A 15,704-nucleotide genomic window follows, 5' to 3' on the forward strand; every position below is an offset into this window, starting at 1 on the left:
CCTAACGTGTAACTATGAAATCACCTGCGGTTGCACTTCACAACCACAGGTGATTGATGCTCAACCGAGATCGCGGTCAAAAGTTGAACGACGCCCGCAGGCCATAGGTACGTGGCGGGCGCAATACCGAGTAAACCGTCTGGAGGACGGGGCGCACGACGGTACCGCCAAGTATCGTTTCATCTTCGATGTTGTTCATGAACGCGGTCAGCGACCAACGCTTGTCCGGACCTTCCAATGTGACATAGGCATCCGACGTCATGTAGCCACCCTGCCGCTGCTCGGGCAGATATTCGATATTGGTGAAGCGGCTGGATTCAATTCGTGTGCGGGCACCGAGAACAAATGTCAGATCGCCTACCGGTATCTCGTGGTCATAGCCCAGATTCAAAGAGAACTTTGGAGAGTTGATCGTCGGGAACCCCGAGCAATTGATGTCAAACAGCCGTGAAGGAATTGGTGTTCCCGGGTTAGCCTGACGGCCGTTCGTGATCGCGCATCCATTGCGGATTGGCCCACCAGAGGCGGAAATCGCGGTATATGCCAGCGCCTTGTACTTGGCATTGAGATACTGGAAGTCGACCGAGAACAGGCCGTGATCGCCGACTTTGACGCGCAGTTCTGTATCCACCCCAAACATTCTGGCGCGACCGGCATTGATGGTAACGCCGCCAGGAACCGAAATAGGCCCTGACTGGACAGGTCCCACGAACGAGATCTGCTGGTCGGTATAATCCCAGTAGAACCCTTCGAGGTTGAGTTGAATGCGGCCGTTTAAGAACCGGTTTTTGGAACCCACAGTGTATGCAGTGAGCTTTTCCGGCCTGAACGTATTGTTCGGCGGGGAAGCTACGAAGAACCCTCCTGCCTTGAACCCGGTTGCGACGTTGGCATACAGGAGTGAAGCATCTGCGATGTCAGCTTCCACACCAAGTTTCCAGGTGAACCGCTTGAATTGCTGATCGCCAGCAAACGGTGCACCAAGCGGAGGAAGCACCACGCCAGGCAGACCGCCAGATGCAAGGGCTGTCAGCTGTGTGCGGTCCTCCTTGGTGTAGCGCCCGCCTGCGACAATTCGGAAGGTGTCGGTAACTGAATAGGTCCCCTGGCCAAAGGCAGCATAGCTCTTTGTGCCCAAATTGGGGGTGAATCGTGTCGTCGAGATCGTGCCCTGATCAAAGAAGTTGAGGGCAGACTGGTCTTCGTCGAAATAGTAGCCGCCCAGCACGTATTGGAAGGGCGAACTGCCATTCGAGGACAGTCGGACTTCCAGCGACGTCTGCTTGCTCACCTCATCCGTCCGGGTCAGAAAACCCGGCGCATAACCATCATATTTGTTATCGCTGCGTCGATATGCAGGGACGATCGTCAGTGTTGCAAAACCGAGGTCGCCCTCGATTTCAGCGCTGATTCCGTAATAATCTGAGTCTACAAAACCGTCTGCGCGTGGTGGAGCGACACATCCACTTCTCACAAAGCCGCCAAAGCCGCCACAGAAGGGCGGAGCGAACAGCGTGCCTGCGAATGCAGCGAGAGCTGCCACGCTGCGAGGGTCGGATCCACCAATCCTGCGTGAAAGTGCAGGAGCAGCATAGCCTGCACTCACTCCAACAGGAAATGCTGACCCTGGCGACAACACGCTGCCAATGCCCTGGCCACCTTGATGGAAATAGTCTGCAGACACGAGGATTGACCAGCCATCAGTCGGCTTTGCGAGGATGGAGGCGCGCACTGCCTGGCCGCTATCGTCCTGATACCCATCCGAAAGATAGCCATCACGATCGACGATCTGCGTCGCCAGACGCACCGCCACGTTCTCGCCAATCGGCAGGTTCAGAGCCCCCGCCAGCTTCAGGCTGTCGTAGTTCCCGTATTCGAACGTGGCATTTCCGCCAAATTCGCCAAGAATGGGCCTGCGGGGAATAACGTTGATTGCACCGCCGGTGGCATTGCGTCCGTACAGAGTACCTTGCGGACCTTTGACAACTTCAACTCGCTCCAGATCGTAGAAGATTCCGCCGAGCGATGAAGGCCGAGCGATAAAGACGCCACCGACATTCAGGGCAATCGCATTTTCCGCGAACGAGTTGCCTTGTTGCGAACCTACGCCACGCAGGTAGAGGCTCAGGGAGGTGCCTGCTGCAGGTTGGATGACAAGCGAGGGGACGAGACGTGACAGGCCGACAGCATCTGATGCCCCTGCGTTGATGATGGCATCCCCTGAAACGGCGGACACGGCTACTGCCACCTTCTGGAGACTTTCTTCACGACGCTGAGCTGTAACAACGATCTCTTCAAGCCCACCTGTTTCTGGTTGGCCTTGCGTCGCCTCTTGAGCAAGCGTGGGCGCCGATACGGATATTGCAGCAAGCGCGACGCTGCAACGCAGCACGAATCTGTTGGTCATATGCCTCCCCTAGATCTTTTTTTGAATTGATCGATTTGGGGTAACGCTCAGCTGCCAAGGCGACAAATTGCTTGTCTGGGATTGAAGCTATTCATTGCGTCGATACGCTCACCGTCAGCCTATCGTGGGACCGTTCCGAGGCCCCTGTTTGGCAATTTAGTCATTCACCTGTGTCGCTGACAGCGATCCTTGATGACTGCCATGGGTGGATGAGTGTCAAAGCAAGACAATCTGCTTTCGCAATCGCTTCCGAGGGCATGTAGCCAACATCGAGCGTACGCGCTCGGACCGCGCAGTATAGCTGTCGCTCGTTACGGCATCCATTCGTCCACTATATTTGAAGCGACCTTTTGAACCGACATGAGGATGCCTAAGCCCTCTCGATCAGGAGAGCTGCCCCTTGACCGACACCAACGCACATGAACGCAAGAGCAAAACGTCCTTTGATCCTGCGAAGTTCTTCGACCGCCGTCATGATTATCCGGGCACCCGACATGCCCAGCGGATGACCCAATGCTATGGCCCCACCGTTCGGATTTACCCGGCCGTCGGCGAACGGATCGATATCAAGTTCTCTCAGACTAGCGACGGCCTGACTTGCAAATGCCTCATTCAATTCGATCACGTCGAGATCGCTTACTACAAGGCCGCATCGCGATAATACCCTGCGTGCGGCCTCCACCGGGCCAATCCCCATGATGCGTGGGGCGACACCTACACTGGCCATGCCCAGTATCCGGGCGCGCGGGGTCAACCCGCACCTGCTTGCGGCTTCGGCAGTGGAAATGATCATAGCCGCTGCGCCGTCATTCAGACCAGATGCATTGCCCGCGGTGACAGTCCCATCGGTACGCACGATAGGCTTGAGTCGTGCCAGAGCGTCGAGGGTGCTGATGCGCGGGTGCTCGTCGCAGTCGAAAATTGAAGGCGGCTGCTTTGACCGCGCGATGTCCACAGGGTCGATTTCAGCTGCAAACCGCCCTGACCTGATCGCGCGGTCAGCCTTCTCCTGGCTGGCGCAGGCGAAGCGGTCCTGGTCCTCGCGGCTGACATTCCATTGCTCGGCCACAATCTCGGCGGTCTGCGGCATCGTATCGACACCATAGGCGGCTTTCATCGCCGGGTTCACAAAGCGCCACCCTAATGTCGTGTCCTCAATCATCTGAGTGCGGTCGAATGCGTTGCCGGCCTTGCCCAATACGTAAGGCGCCCGCGTCATGCTTTCGGCCCCGCCTGCAATGATGAGGCTGGCATCGCCCGATCGGATTGCCTGAGCCGCGATGCCGATGGCATTCAGGCCTGAGGCGCAAAGCCTGTTGACCGTAACGCCTGGCACTGTTTCAGGAAGGCCAGCCAGAAGCGCTGCCATCCTTGCGACATTGCGATTGTCCTCACCGGCCTGGTTGGCACAACCAAGAATGACGTCGTCAATATCAGCGTCCGCGAGAGTGGGGTTGCGCCGCAGCAATGCGCGGATGGGCAGCGCCGCCAGATCGTCTGCACGAATAGCGGAGAGCGAACCGTTCAGCTTGCCGATAGGTGTACGAATGGCATCGCAGATGAAGGCTTCGTTCATGAATTCATCGCCCCTGCAAAAAAGGCGGTTAGATGCGCCGCCAGAGATTCTGGTGCTTCGAGCGGCGCAAGGTGCGCCGTCGGCAACCTCACATGTCTGGAGCCTGCAATGCTGGCCAAAAGATAGTCGCCATGACCTGGAAGCGGCGTCGAGCTATCAAGATCGCCTGTCATTACCGCAGTGGGTTGCGCGATAGCGGTTATCCGATGGGCGATATCCATGTCGCGAATGGCAGCAGCGCAGCCTGAATAGCCAGCAGGATCCATTTTTATAAGGCCGCGCCGGATGCTCGCTGCGACTGCAGGCTCCCGCGCGGTAAATTGTTCGGACAGGAAGCGTCCCATCAACAGATCGACCAGGCCTAGCATACCGCTTGTGCGAACCTTGGACACACGATCTGCCCATGCCGCTTTGTCCATGGTTGCAGACGTACAGATCAACGCCAGCGCATCACACCGCTCAGGCTGTGAAAGCGCCATTTCCATGGCGATCATGCCGCCGAGAGACACCCCGGCAATGGCAGCCGAAGACAAACCGGCAGCATCCATCGATCCAAGCACGTCGCTTGCCAGTGCGCCAAGCGTGTAATCACCGCTGACGATGTCGGAGGCACCGTGACCCCGGGTGTCGATGGTCAGCACCCGGAACGATTTGCGCAGATGCGGCAGGCAGGCAGCCCACAGTCCCATATCCGTACCGATCGAATTCAGCAGGACGAGTGCTGGAGCTTCGTCACACCCTTCAAGCTTCCAGTAAATCCTGGGCCCAGTTTGCGTGCTGAACGGCATCAGTTCTGCCTTGCTGCCGCAAAGGTTGAAACATCGATAGGTGCTCCGGTTTTGCTCAGCACCTCGTCTACCGTAACATCCGGCGCCAGCTCGACTAGCGTAAGCCCACCTTCCTTGCGATCGACGGAAATCACGGCCAGGTCCGAGACAATCAGGTCCACCACGCGGCGTCCGGTCAACGGAAGCGTACACTTTTCAAGGATCTTGGGCGCACCCGACTTGGCTATGTGATCCATCACAACGACGATCCGTTTGACCCCGGCGACGAGGTCCATCGCGCCTCCCATGCCCTTCACCATCTTGCCGGGAATGGTCCAGTTGGCGAGATCGCCATTCATGCCGACTTCCATTGCTCCCAGAACGGCCATGTCGATATGACCGCCGCGGATCATCGCGAAGCTGTCTGCCGAGGAAAAGAAGCTGGATGTAGGCAGAGCCGTGATAGTCTGCTTGCCGGCATTGATCAGGTCAGGATCCGCTTCTCCTTCATAAGGAAATGGTCCGATGCCAAGCATGCCATTTTCGCTCTGCAAGGTAACTTTCATTCCTGCCGGAACGTAATTCGCCACGAGCGTGGGAATGCCAATACCCAGATTGACGTAATCGCCATCGTGGAGTTCCATTGCAGCACGCGCCGCCATCTGATTGCGGTTCCATGGCATCATGCGATCTCCCGTGGACGGACCGTCAGCTTCTCGATGCGCTTTTCGTTGATTGTGGAAAGCACGATGCGGTCGACGTATATGCCCGGAGTGTGGATGCAGTCGGGGTCGAATGTGCCCGCAGGCACGATTTCCTCCACCTCGACAACGGTGACTTTCGCTGCGGTCGCCATGTTGGGATTGAAGTTGCGCGCAGTACGACGGAACATCAGATTGCCTTCCGGGTCAGCGCGCCAAGCCTTGATGATTGCAAGGTCTGCCCGCAGCCAGGTTTCGCGCACGTATTCTTCTCCCTCAAATACCTCGAGAGGCTTTCCTTCGGCGACCAGTGTTCCAACGCCAGTACGGGTGTAAAATGCGGGGATACCTGCGCCCCCTGCCCTGATCCGCTCGGCCAGAGTCCCTTGCGGATTGAGCTCCAGATCGAGATCTCCTGAAAGGTAGAGGTCTTCAAAGAGCTTGTTCTCACCGACATAGGACGAAATCATCTTTCGAATCTGGCGACTTTCGAGCAGCATCCACAGGCCGAACCCGTCAGCGCCGGCATTGTTCGAGATCACCGTCAGATTGCGCACCCCTGCCTTGCGAATTTCGGGAATCAAGCTTTCGGGGTTTCCGGAAAGGCCAAACCCGCCGGACATGATGGTCATGCCGTCAAAGAGAACTCCGGACACGGCAGCTGCAGGGCTTGAATAGATTTTTGACATAGGTTTGCCTTTTGCAATCAGCCAAGGTCGCCGCCGGCGACAGGCAGGACGGTTCCGGTGATGTAGCTTGCCTCGTCCGATGCGAGGAACAGGATAGGTGCAATCTGCTCGTCAAGCGTTGCATACCGCTTGAAGAACGTCGAACTGGTCACCTGCTCGACTGCCTCGGCCATCCAAGCCTGCTCTTGTGCCGTGTCGCCCTCAGCATTGCGCGGCACTATGCGGGCTGGCGCTGCGGTACCACCTGGAGCGGTAGCAACAACCCTTATCCCCTGCTGAGCATATTCCATCGCCAGGCATTGTGTGAGTGCATTAATACCGCCCTTCGAAGCCGAGTATGGCCCACGACGGATGCCGCGGGTTGCATTGGAGGAGACGTTTACGATCGTCCCGGACTGCTGCGCCAGCATGGACGGGAGAACCGCATGGCAGCAGTATAAAGTTGGCATCAAAGAGCGGCGGATCTCGGCATCGATCTGATCGGCCGTAAATTCGGCAAACGGTCGCATCCGGATTGCTCCGCCAACATTGTTGATCAGAATATCGATCCTGCCAAACAGCTCGATTGCCTTGGCCATCGTTGCGAGCGCGCCTGCATGGTCCTCCAGGTCCGCGAGAAACCCGTGAGCTGAAGACCCTATTTGAGACGCAACTTCGCTTACCAAATCGGCCCGGTCGACAAGGAGGACTTGCGCTCCTTCCGCTGCGGCCCGCACCGCCACGCCGCGTCCGATGCCTTGCGCAGCGCCTGTCACGACCATGAATTTGCCTGCGAAACGACCGCGGAAGGGCTGTGCTGGCTCAGACATGGTAAACGTCAATGACCTGGTGAATGTAATCGTTCTTCAGCACTATTTTCTTGGCGCAGATCCTGAAGTCGTTGCTGGCGCGCCGCAGCGTGCAGAAGGTAGTGCCAAAGAACTGGTTGGTCGCCTTGAAGCGGTGGCTCAGCGTGTGCCAGTTGTAGCGCAGATCGATTTCGCCGCCGCGGTCTTCCAGCAGCTCGATGTTGGCCAGCATGTGTACCGTGCGCGGCTCCGGGGTGCTTGCACTCGAACGTTCCGTTTCGATGCGGTAGACCCGGTCTTCCAAACCCTGACGGTTGGCGTAGTAGATCAGCGAAATCTGGCTTTGAGGATCAGTGACCAGTTCATCGTCATCAGTCCATGCCGGCATCCAGTATGTGCAATCCGGCGTGTAGCATTCGAGCCATTTCTGCCATTGCCTGTCATCGAGCAGCCGTGCCTCGCGATAGAGGAACGCTTGCACTTCGATTAAAGCGCTCATGCCATCTCCCCCGAGATACGATCGCCGCGATCAAGGCCGCCTAGCAGCGCCTTGGCCCAGTATTCGTGCTGGCGGACGAACAGACCTTCGTCCTCGCTACGCTCGCTGCTGAGTAGCGGGTTCATCCCCATGGCAAGGGCATTCTCATCGGGTCCCTCGATCCAGCGCTTTGCTCCGCGACTGAGGTCGTTCCAAAGACCGCCAGCGCCGGCATAGGACGTCTGGCACGTGCGAAATTCTTCAAGATCATCCGGCGTTCCCATGCCCGAGACGTTGAAGAAATCCTCATACTGCCGGATCCGTGTTTCCCGCAGTTTTGCGCTCTCGCCCTTGGGTGCAAAGCAGTAGATTGTCACTTCTGTATGGTTCACGTCGATTGGACGGACGACGCGGATTTGCGTCGAAAACTGGTCCATCAGAAACACGTTGGGGTACAAGGCAAGATTGCGGCTCTGCTCGACGATGAAACGCGTGCGGTCCTTGCCTAGTCGGTCTTCCAGTTGCTCCTTGTGTGACCATACAGGCCGAACCTCAGGATTGAGCACCTTGGTCCAGAGCAAAATATGGCCATTGTCGAACCCGTACACACCGCTGACAGCCTTGGACCAACCGTTCGCATCAACCGCTTTTGTGCCCCCTTCGGCACGCCGACCCATGGTCTTGGCATAATTGTAATGAACCGAACTGACGTGGTAGCCGTCGCAGCCATTTTCCATCTGCAACTTCCAGTTTCCGTCAAAAATGTATGACGAGCTGCCAGCCAATACCTCGATGCCGTCCGGCGCCTGGTCGACTATCTGGTCGATGATTACCTTGGTCTCGCCCAGATATTCATCCAGCGATGCAACATCGGCATTGACGCTGCCAAACAGGAAGCCCCGGTAGCTTTCGAAGCGTGCCAGACGGGTCAGGTCATGAGAACCATCGACGTTGAACGAGGCTGGGTAGGCGCCGGTTGCTTCGTCCTTGGCCTTGAGCAATTTTCCGTCGTTCGTAAAACTCCAGCCATGGAAGGGGCACACCAACACCCGTCCGCTGCCGCGCTTGCGCCGGCACAGCATCGCACCTCGATGGGAGCAGGCATTGATGAAGGCATTGAGCGCGCCATCCTTGGTGCGGGTAATGACGACTGGTGTCCTACCCACCGTCACTGCCAGCCAGTCGTTGGTCGTTGCAATCTGGCTTTCGTGTGCCAGGTAGACCCAGTTGCCTTCGAAGATGTGCGCCATTTCGAGTTCAAAAAGATCAGGATCGGTGAAAATGTCCCGCCGACACCGGAACTGCCCGGTATCCGCATCATCGACAACCGCCGTTTCGATCCGAGCCCTGAGTGATGCTGACATGCTACCAGTCTCCTCTGTATCGCTTGTTCAAGCCTCAGCGCGGGCGCGCGTCGACAATTGCTCGTCCTCAGCGTGGCGAGCGCGCTGCAACTCAAAATCAAAGGTGATCGAAGCGCTATCGCCTTGCCGCATCGGGACCGGCAACAACCCTGCGCGGGTACCGAATGCAAAGTCGTCATGCGCGAACGGATCGTCGCCGAAATTGATCTGCGTCGTCAGCTGGCGATAGCCAGGAGCTTCGATGAAAAAGTGCACATGTGCGGGGCGATTGCCGTGACGCCCCACGGCCTGCATGAGTATGTCCGTTGCCCCGCCTGGTGGCACGCTGTAGCCCTTGGGCATCTTCGACCGGAAAGCATAGCGCCCATCCGCCCCGAGCTTTATGCGGCGCCGGTTGTTGAACGGCGTCTGCTCGGTCGTAGGGTCAAAGTGTGAGTACCAGCCTTTCGAGTTTGCGTGCCAGACGTGCATGATTGCACCGGCAACAGGTTCTCCATCGGGACCCTTTACCTGGCCGGTCATGTAAAGGCTGGTGGTGTCATCGGGATCATCGGTCAGGTTGACGTCAAACCCTTCGACCAGAGGCGCCCCTGCTACATAGAGAGGGCCCTCGATCGTCCGCGGGGTTCCGCCGGTCAGCCCGGCGGCAGCGTCCTTGGCATCCAAATATAGATCCATGAAATGTTCGAGCCCGATGCCAGGAACGATCAGGCCGATCTCGCCTGCGCTGTTCTGGAGATACTTGATCGCGCCCCAGAACTCGCTTTCCGATACGTCATGACGGACAATCACCCGCGCTGCTGCGTCGAGCAGGTCACGCATAATTGCCTTAAGACGCGGATCGCCAGCCTCGCCGTCGAGCCCGGCAGCCCTGTCCAGCAGACTGCGAATTGGTGCGGAATCAACAAAGGCTTCTTCCATGATGTAGCTCTCCCAAATATCGTCTTTTTGCATTGGTGGAATATTCAGCGGTCGTCCTCGTGCATCGAGGATGGGTGGCGACACAGCGGGGTCACCTTGATCGTCATGAAAGGATAGAGGGGAAGACCCATCAAAATGTCGTGCAACTGGCCGGTGCTCTCGACATCAAAGACGCTGACGTTTGCGTATTGCCCAACGACCCGCCAGATGTGACGCCAAGTGCCTGCCGCCTGCAGTTCCTGAAAGCGCATTTTCTCCGCCAGTTTGAGGCGTGCCCCTTCTTCGGCGTCGAAGCCGAGCGGAATGTTGACTTGCATTTCCACCATGAACAGCATCAGAAAATCCCTTCAAGCAACGGCGTAAATGGCAGGGGCTTTGGCATCGCGCCGAAATCGGGCGACCTTGTCCTCGTCCAGGACGATGCCGAGCCCCGGCCCTTCGGGCACAGCAAGCTCGAAGTCAGAATAGACCAGCGGCGTCGCCAGAATTTCCTCGGTCAGCAAAAGCGGTCCAAACAGTTCCGTGCCCCACTCAAGCTCCGGAAATGTCGCAAACAGCTGTGCCGATGCAGCCGTACCAACACCGCCTTCCAACATCGTACCCCCGTAAAGGCCAATCCCGGCCGACACGGCAATTGCTGCAACCTCGCTTGCTGCATGCAGACCGCCAGACTGCGCGATCTTGACTGCAAAGACCCCCGCTCCTGCCGCCGCAGCAATCCGGAAGGCCGATCGGGGTCCGTTGAGAGCCTCATCCGCCATGAGCGGTACCGTTTGGTGCTGCGAAAGGCGTGCCATCGCATCGAGGGAGTCTCGCGCTACGGGCTGTTCAACCAAGTCGACCCCGGCATCATGCAGCATCGCCATTCCTCGCACCGCCTGCACTTCGGTCCAGTTCTGGTTGACGTCGACCCGAATGCTTGCGCGACCGGCAAACGCCTTGCAGATCGCAGCGACGTGTGCGACGTCGGCAGCCACATCGCGCTTGCCTATCTTGAGTTTGAAAATCCGATGGCGGCGCTGGTCCAGCATCGCCTCGCCTTCCTCTATGTCAGTCAAGGTATCGCCGCTGGCGAGTGTCCAAGCGACTGGAAGGGAAGACCGGACGCGCCCACCGCCGATCAGCTCGGAAACCGGCAGACCAAGCCGTTTGCCGGCCATATCGAGAAGGGCCGTCTCAATCGCACATTTCGCAAAATGGTTACCACGCACGCTGCGCGATATCCGAGCCATAGTTTCCCTGACCCGAGACAGGTCACACACGCTCAGCAACGGTTCGATATAGGTGTCGATGGCTGACTTGATGCTTTCGGGGCTTTCCTCGCCATAGCTCAACCCGCCGATCGTCGTGCCTTCGCCGATACCCTCCACGCCATCTGCGTCGATGATCCGCACAATGACCATCGATTGCGCATGCATGGTCGCCATTGCCAGCACATGGGGCCGGATGGTCGGAACATCGACGATGAACGTCTCGATCGTTCCAAATGCTGCCATAATGTCGACTCTCCAGGACATGCTTGTTTTGTTCGGAGTATCGATCTGTCTGGAGCAGTTCAAAGATCATTGCGGTTCCTACGTTATACCTTAAAGGTATGGACATGGATTTCCGACAGCTTCGCCAGTTCCTCGCCGTAGCCAATGCGCGCAGCTTTTCGCGCGCGGCCGATCAACTGAACATGGCGCAGCCTCCGCTGAGCCGGACTATCCGCGCATTGGAAGACGAGGTGGGAGGTCCATTGTTCGATCGCAGCGCAAAGCCGCTGGCAATGACACCGCTTGGACTGCTGCTGCACGAACAGGCTCGGCAGGTTATCGACCGGATGGACGACATGCACGTGATGATGAAGGCCGCCGCCTTCGCAGAACGTCGGCGGTTCACCATCGGGTTTGTGGCCTCGACAATTTATGCTCGGCTGCCCGAACTGATCAGGGCATTTCGCAGGTCTTCTCCCGAGGTTGACCTGGTGCTTGTCGAAAGTACAACCTTGGATCAAATCACTGCGCTCAAGGAAGGCCGAATAGATGTCGGGTTCGGGCGGGTACGATTTGAAGATCCGGCGATCAGGCGGACAGTTTTGCGCAACGAACGGCTTGCTGTAGCGCTACCTCGCGATCATCCGCTCGCCGCGCAAATCAGCCCCTTGTCGATAAAGCAGGTGGCGGGCGAACCCCAGATCATCTACCCGCGTGCTCCGCGTCCAAGCTACGCCGACCAGGTGATCTCCCTGTTTCGGGATCATGGTCTTGAGCCTGTGATTGCTCACGAAGTACGTGAATTGCAGATCGCCATTGGCCTTGTTGCAGCTGAAGAAGGGCTGGCAATAATTCCTGAGTCGGTAAGTCGATCCCGCAGTCATGATGTGGTCTATCGCGACCTGCTGGAACCGGCCACATCGCCAATTATCATGAGCCACCGAATAAACGACAGCTCCATAGAACTGGCGACGATGTCAGCTGTCATAGCCGGCGAATATGAAGGCTGGGGGTATCCTGTTCCGCCTGCTTTAATCCAGGCTGCTGCAGAACCGTGACCCGGCCGCCTGGACATCGTTTCCGACGTCCAGCTCGCGGTGAGAGGTTTACGCAGACATAAGCCGGTATGCGTGCGGGCAATCAGCACTCGAAATCGGCCAAATCAGTCGTTCTGACCGCCTAATTGTTTCGCAACTGACCGGCCTCGACACATAACCTTTCTAACCGAACCGCGCCTTTCTGGCGATTTTGATTCTGCTGGCCAGTTGAACAACGTCCTGCAGCATCCCGGAGCGGGTCACTCATATCCAAATTTATTGAAACTTTCAGAAACTGGAAGTTATTAGAATTAGACACATTTTCGCACGCAGGCTGGTGTGACTGCCTTGCATTTCACAACGCAGTCGAAAGAGGGCGGCCGGTTTCCAGTGGGTTTCAGACACCGCTGCGTGTTTTGCGGGACTTTGCAAAGGCCCGGTCGGCGGCAATGAACCTCTCCAGCATAGGCGGAACAAGCAGTTCGACGGTCGGGGCACCTTTGGGGTCACCCCCATTTACCGCAACGGCATAAGCGGCCAAAGTCCGATGCAACCGCGCAGGGATTTCCAGCGTCATGCGCACGGGCTTTTCATCGGTAAGGTCTGCCAACTTGAGGCGGGTCATCGCGTTGCTCCTGTCTTGAATGGCTCAAGGATCAAATCGCGCGTGACGATGATCCTGAGAGCAAAGCCCGGGCGGACGGTCAGGGTTGGCGGCACATTCAATTGTCGCTGCACCACCTGCCGCCCGGTCTGGCTGACGGTATCCTGGGTTCCGAAGCGCAGCGCGCGCACAAGATCGCTGTCGTCACTGGCGACAAGGTCAGTTCCTACACCCAGAAGCGCTGAAATCAGGGCAGCCTTAAGCATGCTCCCCCAGTGATAATCCGTGCGGTCTTCAAGGCCTGCCATACCGCTGGCATCGCCACCCGGCAGCCGGTCGAGCAGAATAGAATGACCTCCGGGAAAGATCAGACGGTCCCAGGCAAGTAGCACGCGGTTCTGCCCGCCTGCGACATCGCTGTCATACTCGCCTATCAGTCGCGCACCCTGCGGGATCAGCAGGATGCGCCCGGTTGGACTGTCATAGACATTCTGAGTGACCTGCGCCGTGATTTGCCCAGGCAGATCCGAGCGGATACCGGTGATCAGCGCGGCTGGGATCACGCTTCCGGCCTGCACGACATTGGGCGAACCAAGACGCATGATGCGCTCGGAACTTTCCATGCCCCGATTGCTGCTTTGCCCGAGAAACGCCTGGCGGCTTGACGTTGCGGTGGCCGCAGGGGCCTGCGTTGTGTCACCGGCAGCGTTGACAGCTGCAGGTGCTGGATTGGACGAGGCCAAAGGTGGGACTTCCCCGCCTTTGCTGCTTCCTGCCAGAAACAGCTGGCTGGTTCTGGCGCTGTCGCGTTCTTCCGCAGCTCGTTCGCGCGCTTGCTCGGCAGCTGCAATCCCTGGGTCGGGTGGTGGCGTATCGTTGGCAGGCGGTTCGATCGGCGAGATCGGAACATTCTGGCCGTCCTGCTGCCCAAGGCCTATGAGGTCCCCGCCGCCATCCGCAAGCGGTGGTCCCAGCTTCGGGACGTCGCTGTAGCTGGCAGGTGCGCCCGTTACCTGATCCGCGCGATTGCGGCTGTTGGTGTCGATGAGGTTCTCTGGCGGCGCGTCATCTTTGGGTTGAAGTGCGTAGATCAGTGAACCACCAATTCCAAGGCTGGCCACAAATCCCAGTGCGGCGAGGGTCTTGCGCGACAGGCGCATGACCCGCGGCGGCTCTGCAATGATGCGTAAATCTTCGGCGCCGGATGGTGCCACAGATGTTTCCTCGACCAGTTCATCGGGATGACCCGTGAGTTTGTCGTCACACGCAGTTTCTTGCGTCTGGGCCTGCTTAGTCATGAGCGCCCTCCGCCCCGCTGCGATTCGCGTAAAATGCGAACATGGCGAGCGCTGCGGCCAGAACCGAGCCGCAGCTCAGCCATATCGAACAGCCTGTCGACGACCATGAAGCGCCCTTGGACCCGATAATTCACGAGCTCTGCTGATCTGTCCGCGCCGATTACAAAGAGAGGCGGCATGTCCCCGGTTGCGACAGTTGGGGGAAATTCGACGAAGACCTGCCGTCCGTCATCAAACACCCGTACCGGCCGCCATGTCGGCCGATCGCCAGCCAGGCGGTAGTCAAAGTTCAGGGTGGAAAAGTCGATCCCTGCTGCCACAGGCGCGGTGCGTTCGGCCTCAACCTCAGTGCTGCGCAGAGCAATCAGCGCATCTTGCGGATATGTCCACGATACCGCTGCCATGTAGGTGGACGTCGTGGCGCTGAGTTCCAGATGATAGGTGCGCCTGTTGGTGTTGATGACCAGATTGGTACTGATGTCGGCCCGGGTCGGCTTGATCAGAATATGGACACGGCGCGCAAGGCCGCTACCGCTCACCGTATCTCCGATGATCCAGCGGACTGTATCGCCCGATGCGACCGGCCCCGGACCCACCAGCTCTTCGCCTTGCTGGAGCATGATGTTGGTGACATGCCCCGGCGAGGTGTAGATCTGGAACAGCGCGCCTTCGGCATAGGCATATTGCTGGATCGCGTTGAAATAACTGGTCCGTTCAGGCTCGACGCGTGCAGCAGCATTTGCTCCCCTGATGCGCGTACGCGGGTCTGCAGGTTCGGGCGTCGGCGGTATGGGCTGCACGAGGGCTGGATTGCGGGGTGCCCGTGCCATTGCCGACACCGGAAGGCTGGCGACCGCAACTGCCGACAGCATTAGCGTCAGCCGCCGTGCATACGAATGGGAAATCATTGGCTTAGCTCCTTTGACCAGTTGATGGCGTTGATGAACAGGCCGAGCGGATTCTTGCGCAGGGCATCGGGGGTGCGCGGCGGCTGCACGACTGTGGTCAGAATGGCGGACCAGCGCGACGTCTCGATAAGCATGCCGTCCTGATAGCGCCGCTCGGTCCAGGCGACCCGGAAGCTGTCCTTCGACGCACGGATGACACTCGAGACATCGACCGCAATCTGGACCTTGCCGACTTGCGCGAAAGGATCGTTGTTGCGCGCATAATCATTGAGCGTCTGCGCGCCGCGATCGGTAGTGAAGTCATAGGCTCTGAGCCATTCCCGCCGCAGGACGATGGGATCAGCCGGAACCGAACGGACCTGCTCGATGAACCGGGCCAGGTGAAATGCCATTTGCGGGTCGGTGGGACGAAAATCGGCGTCTGCCGGAGCGATGGCCTGGGCTTGTCCAAGCTTGTCGACTTCGACGACCCAGGGTGTGATCGTGCCACGCGCAGACTGCCAGACCAGGCCTGCTGCCAGGCCACCTGAGATAACGAGACAGCCAAAGAAGGCGAGGCGCCAGTTCTTTGCCTGCACACGGGCCGAACCAATTCGGTCATCCCACACCTGGGCTGCGCGCTGGTAGGGCGTGACGGGTTCGTGACTGGTGCCGTAGCGGATGGAGGAGCGTCGAAACATGGGAAGGACCT

The 15,704-nt window shown here is 58.3% G+C and carries 16 protein-coding genes; 1 reads left to right on the plus strand and 15 read right to left on the minus strand.

The features are described 5' to 3' along the window. Positions 1-76: 76 nt before the first annotated feature. The 11 genes from BSY18_RS00225 to BSY18_RS00275 form a co-directional block, all read right to left on the minus strand. Complete coding sequence (locus BSY18_RS00225) at positions 77-2,407, minus strand: TonB-dependent receptor (protein WP_069049218.1); 2,331 nt, start codon at positions 2,405-2,407, stop codon at positions 77-79. Between the two features lie 370 nt (positions 2,408-2,777). Continuing rightward, positions 2,778-3,983, minus strand: coding sequence for a 3-oxoadipyl-CoA thiolase (pcaF, locus tag BSY18_RS00230; RefSeq protein ID WP_069049219.1), 1,206 nt, complete (start codon positions 3,981-3,983; stop codon positions 2,778-2,780). Next, positions 3,980-4,771 carry an alpha/beta fold hydrolase gene (locus BSY18_RS00235; protein WP_069049220.1) on the minus strand — a complete coding sequence of 264 codons (792 nt, stop codon included), beginning with the start codon at positions 4,769-4,771 and terminating at the stop codon, positions 3,980-3,982. The genes pcaF and BSY18_RS00235 overlap by 4 nt, the downstream gene beginning before the upstream one ends. After that, positions 4,771-5,433, minus strand: a complete 663-nt coding sequence (locus BSY18_RS00240) for a 3-oxoacid CoA-transferase subunit B (RefSeq protein ID WP_069049310.1) — start codon at positions 5,431-5,433, stop codon at positions 4,771-4,773. The genes BSY18_RS00235 and BSY18_RS00240 overlap by 1 nt, the downstream gene beginning before the upstream one ends. After that, positions 5,433-6,140, minus strand: coding sequence for a CoA transferase subunit A (locus tag BSY18_RS00245; protein WP_069049221.1), 708 nt, complete (start codon positions 6,138-6,140; stop codon positions 5,433-5,435). The genes BSY18_RS00240 and BSY18_RS00245 overlap by 1 nt, the downstream gene beginning before the upstream one ends. 17 nt (positions 6,141-6,157) lie before the next feature. Next, positions 6,158-6,949, minus strand: a complete 792-nt coding sequence (benD, locus tag BSY18_RS00250) for a benzoate diol dehydrogenase BenD (protein ID WP_069049222.1) — start codon at positions 6,947-6,949, stop codon at positions 6,158-6,160. Continuing rightward, positions 6,942-7,427, minus strand: a complete 486-nt coding sequence (gene benB, locus BSY18_RS00255; RefSeq protein ID WP_069049223.1) for a benzoate 1,2-dioxygenase small subunit — start codon at positions 7,425-7,427, stop codon at positions 6,942-6,944. The genes benD and benB overlap by 8 nt, the downstream gene beginning before the upstream one ends. After that, complete coding sequence (locus BSY18_RS00260) at positions 7,424-8,770, minus strand: Rieske 2Fe-2S domain-containing protein (protein ID WP_069049224.1); 1,347 nt, start codon at positions 8,768-8,770, stop codon at positions 7,424-7,426. The genes benB and BSY18_RS00260 overlap by 4 nt, the downstream gene beginning before the upstream one ends. Positions 8,771-8,797: 27 nt before the next feature. Continuing rightward, positions 8,798-9,691, minus strand: a complete 894-nt coding sequence (locus BSY18_RS00265; protein ID WP_069049225.1) for a dioxygenase family protein — start codon at positions 9,689-9,691, stop codon at positions 8,798-8,800. A 44-nt stretch (positions 9,692-9,735) separates the two neighbouring features. Then, complete coding sequence (gene catC, locus BSY18_RS00270) at positions 9,736-10,026, minus strand: muconolactone Delta-isomerase (protein ID WP_069049226.1); 291 nt, start codon at positions 10,024-10,026, stop codon at positions 9,736-9,738. 12 nt (positions 10,027-10,038) lie between these two features. Next, a complete protein-coding gene (locus BSY18_RS00275; RefSeq protein ID WP_069049227.1) occupies positions 10,039-11,187 on the minus strand; it encodes a muconate/chloromuconate family cycloisomerase in 1,149 nt (382 codons plus the stop codon). A gap of 104 nt (positions 11,188-11,291) precedes the next feature. Here BSY18_RS00275 and BSY18_RS00280 point away from each other — a divergent pair, with 104 nt between their 5' ends. Next, on the plus strand, positions 11,292-12,224 hold the full coding sequence (locus BSY18_RS00280) for a LysR family transcriptional regulator (protein ID WP_069049311.1): 933 nt from the start codon (positions 11,292-11,294) through the stop codon (positions 12,222-12,224). 376 nt (positions 12,225-12,600) lie between these two features. Here the strand turns inward: BSY18_RS00280 and BSY18_RS00285 are convergent, their stop codons facing one another. Genes BSY18_RS00285 through trbF form a run of 4 tightly spaced genes read right to left on the minus strand, consistent with a single transcriptional unit; the run spans position 12,601 to position 15,693 of the window. Continuing rightward, positions 12,601-12,828, minus strand: a complete 228-nt coding sequence (locus BSY18_RS00285; protein WP_069049228.1) for a DUF2274 domain-containing protein — start codon at positions 12,826-12,828, stop codon at positions 12,601-12,603. Further along, the gene (locus tag BSY18_RS00290) at positions 12,825-14,105 is read right to left on the minus strand and encodes a TrbI/VirB10 family protein (RefSeq protein WP_069049229.1); all 1,281 of its coding nucleotides are present in this window, start codon (positions 14,103-14,105) and stop codon (positions 12,825-12,827) included. Before BSY18_RS00290 ends, BSY18_RS00285 begins: the two co-directional genes overlap by 4 nt. After that, positions 14,102-15,013: a P-type conjugative transfer protein TrbG gene (trbG, locus tag BSY18_RS00295; RefSeq protein ID WP_069049230.1), complete on the minus strand. Its 912-nt coding sequence runs from the start codon at positions 15,011-15,013 to the stop codon at positions 14,102-14,104. The genes BSY18_RS00290 and trbG overlap by 4 nt, the downstream gene beginning before the upstream one ends. Continuing rightward, complete coding sequence (gene trbF, locus BSY18_RS00300) at positions 15,010-15,693, minus strand: conjugal transfer protein TrbF (RefSeq protein WP_069049231.1); 684 nt, start codon at positions 15,691-15,693, stop codon at positions 15,010-15,012. Before trbF ends, trbG begins: the two co-directional genes overlap by 4 nt. Positions 15,694-15,704 lie beyond the last annotated feature (11 nt).

The organism is Blastomonas sp. RAC04 (assembly GCF_001713435.1).
GTDB lineage: Bacteria > Pseudomonadota > Alphaproteobacteria > Sphingomonadales > Sphingomonadaceae > Blastomonas > Blastomonas fulva.

Coding starts and splice junctions, on each gene's coding strand:
- BSY18_RS00225 (WP_069049218.1), bottom strand. CDS start 2,407: ATGACCAACAGATTCGTGCTGCGTTGCAGCGTCGCGCTTGCTGCAATA.
- pcaF (WP_069049219.1), bottom strand. CDS start 3,983: ATGAACGAAGCCTTCATCTGCGATGCCATTCGTACACCTATCGGCAAG.
- BSY18_RS00235 (WP_069049220.1), bottom strand. CDS start 4,771: ATGCCGTTCAGCACGCAAACTGGGCCCAGGATTTACTGGAAGCTTGAA.
- BSY18_RS00240 (WP_069049310.1), bottom strand. CDS start 5,433: ATGCCATGGAACCGCAATCAGATGGCGGCGCGTGCTGCAATGGAACTC.
- BSY18_RS00245 (WP_069049221.1), bottom strand. CDS start 6,140: ATGTCAAAAATCTATTCAAGCCCTGCAGCTGCCGTGTCCGGAGTTCTC.
- benD (WP_069049222.1), bottom strand. CDS start 6,949: ATGTCTGAGCCAGCACAGCCCTTCCGCGGTCGTTTCGCAGGCAAATTC.
- benB (WP_069049223.1), bottom strand. CDS start 7,427: ATGAGCGCTTTAATCGAAGTGCAAGCGTTCCTCTATCGCGAGGCACGG.
- BSY18_RS00260 (WP_069049224.1), bottom strand. CDS start 8,770: ATGTCAGCATCACTCAGGGCTCGGATCGAAACGGCGGTTGTCGATGAT.
- BSY18_RS00265 (WP_069049225.1), bottom strand. CDS start 9,691: ATGGAAGAAGCCTTTGTTGATTCCGCACCAATTCGCAGTCTGCTGGAC.
- catC (WP_069049226.1), bottom strand. CDS start 10,026: ATGCTGTTCATGGTGGAAATGCAAGTCAACATTCCGCTCGGCTTCGAC.
- BSY18_RS00275 (WP_069049227.1), bottom strand. CDS start 11,187: ATGGCAGCATTTGGAACGATCGAGACGTTCATCGTCGATGTTCCGACC.
- BSY18_RS00280 (WP_069049311.1), top strand. CDS start 11,292: ATGGATTTCCGACAGCTTCGCCAGTTCCTCGCCGTAGCCAATGCGCGC.
- BSY18_RS00285 (WP_069049228.1), bottom strand. CDS start 12,828: ATGACCCGCCTCAAGTTGGCAGACCTTACCGATGAAAAGCCCGTGCGC.
- BSY18_RS00290 (WP_069049229.1), bottom strand. CDS start 14,105: ATGACTAAGCAGGCCCAGACGCAAGAAACTGCGTGTGACGACAAACTC.
- trbG (WP_069049230.1), bottom strand. CDS start 15,013: ATGATTTCCCATTCGTATGCACGGCGGCTGACGCTAATGCTGTCGGCA.
- trbF (WP_069049231.1), bottom strand. CDS start 15,693: ATGTTTCGACGCTCCTCCATCCGCTACGGCACCAGTCACGAACCCGTC.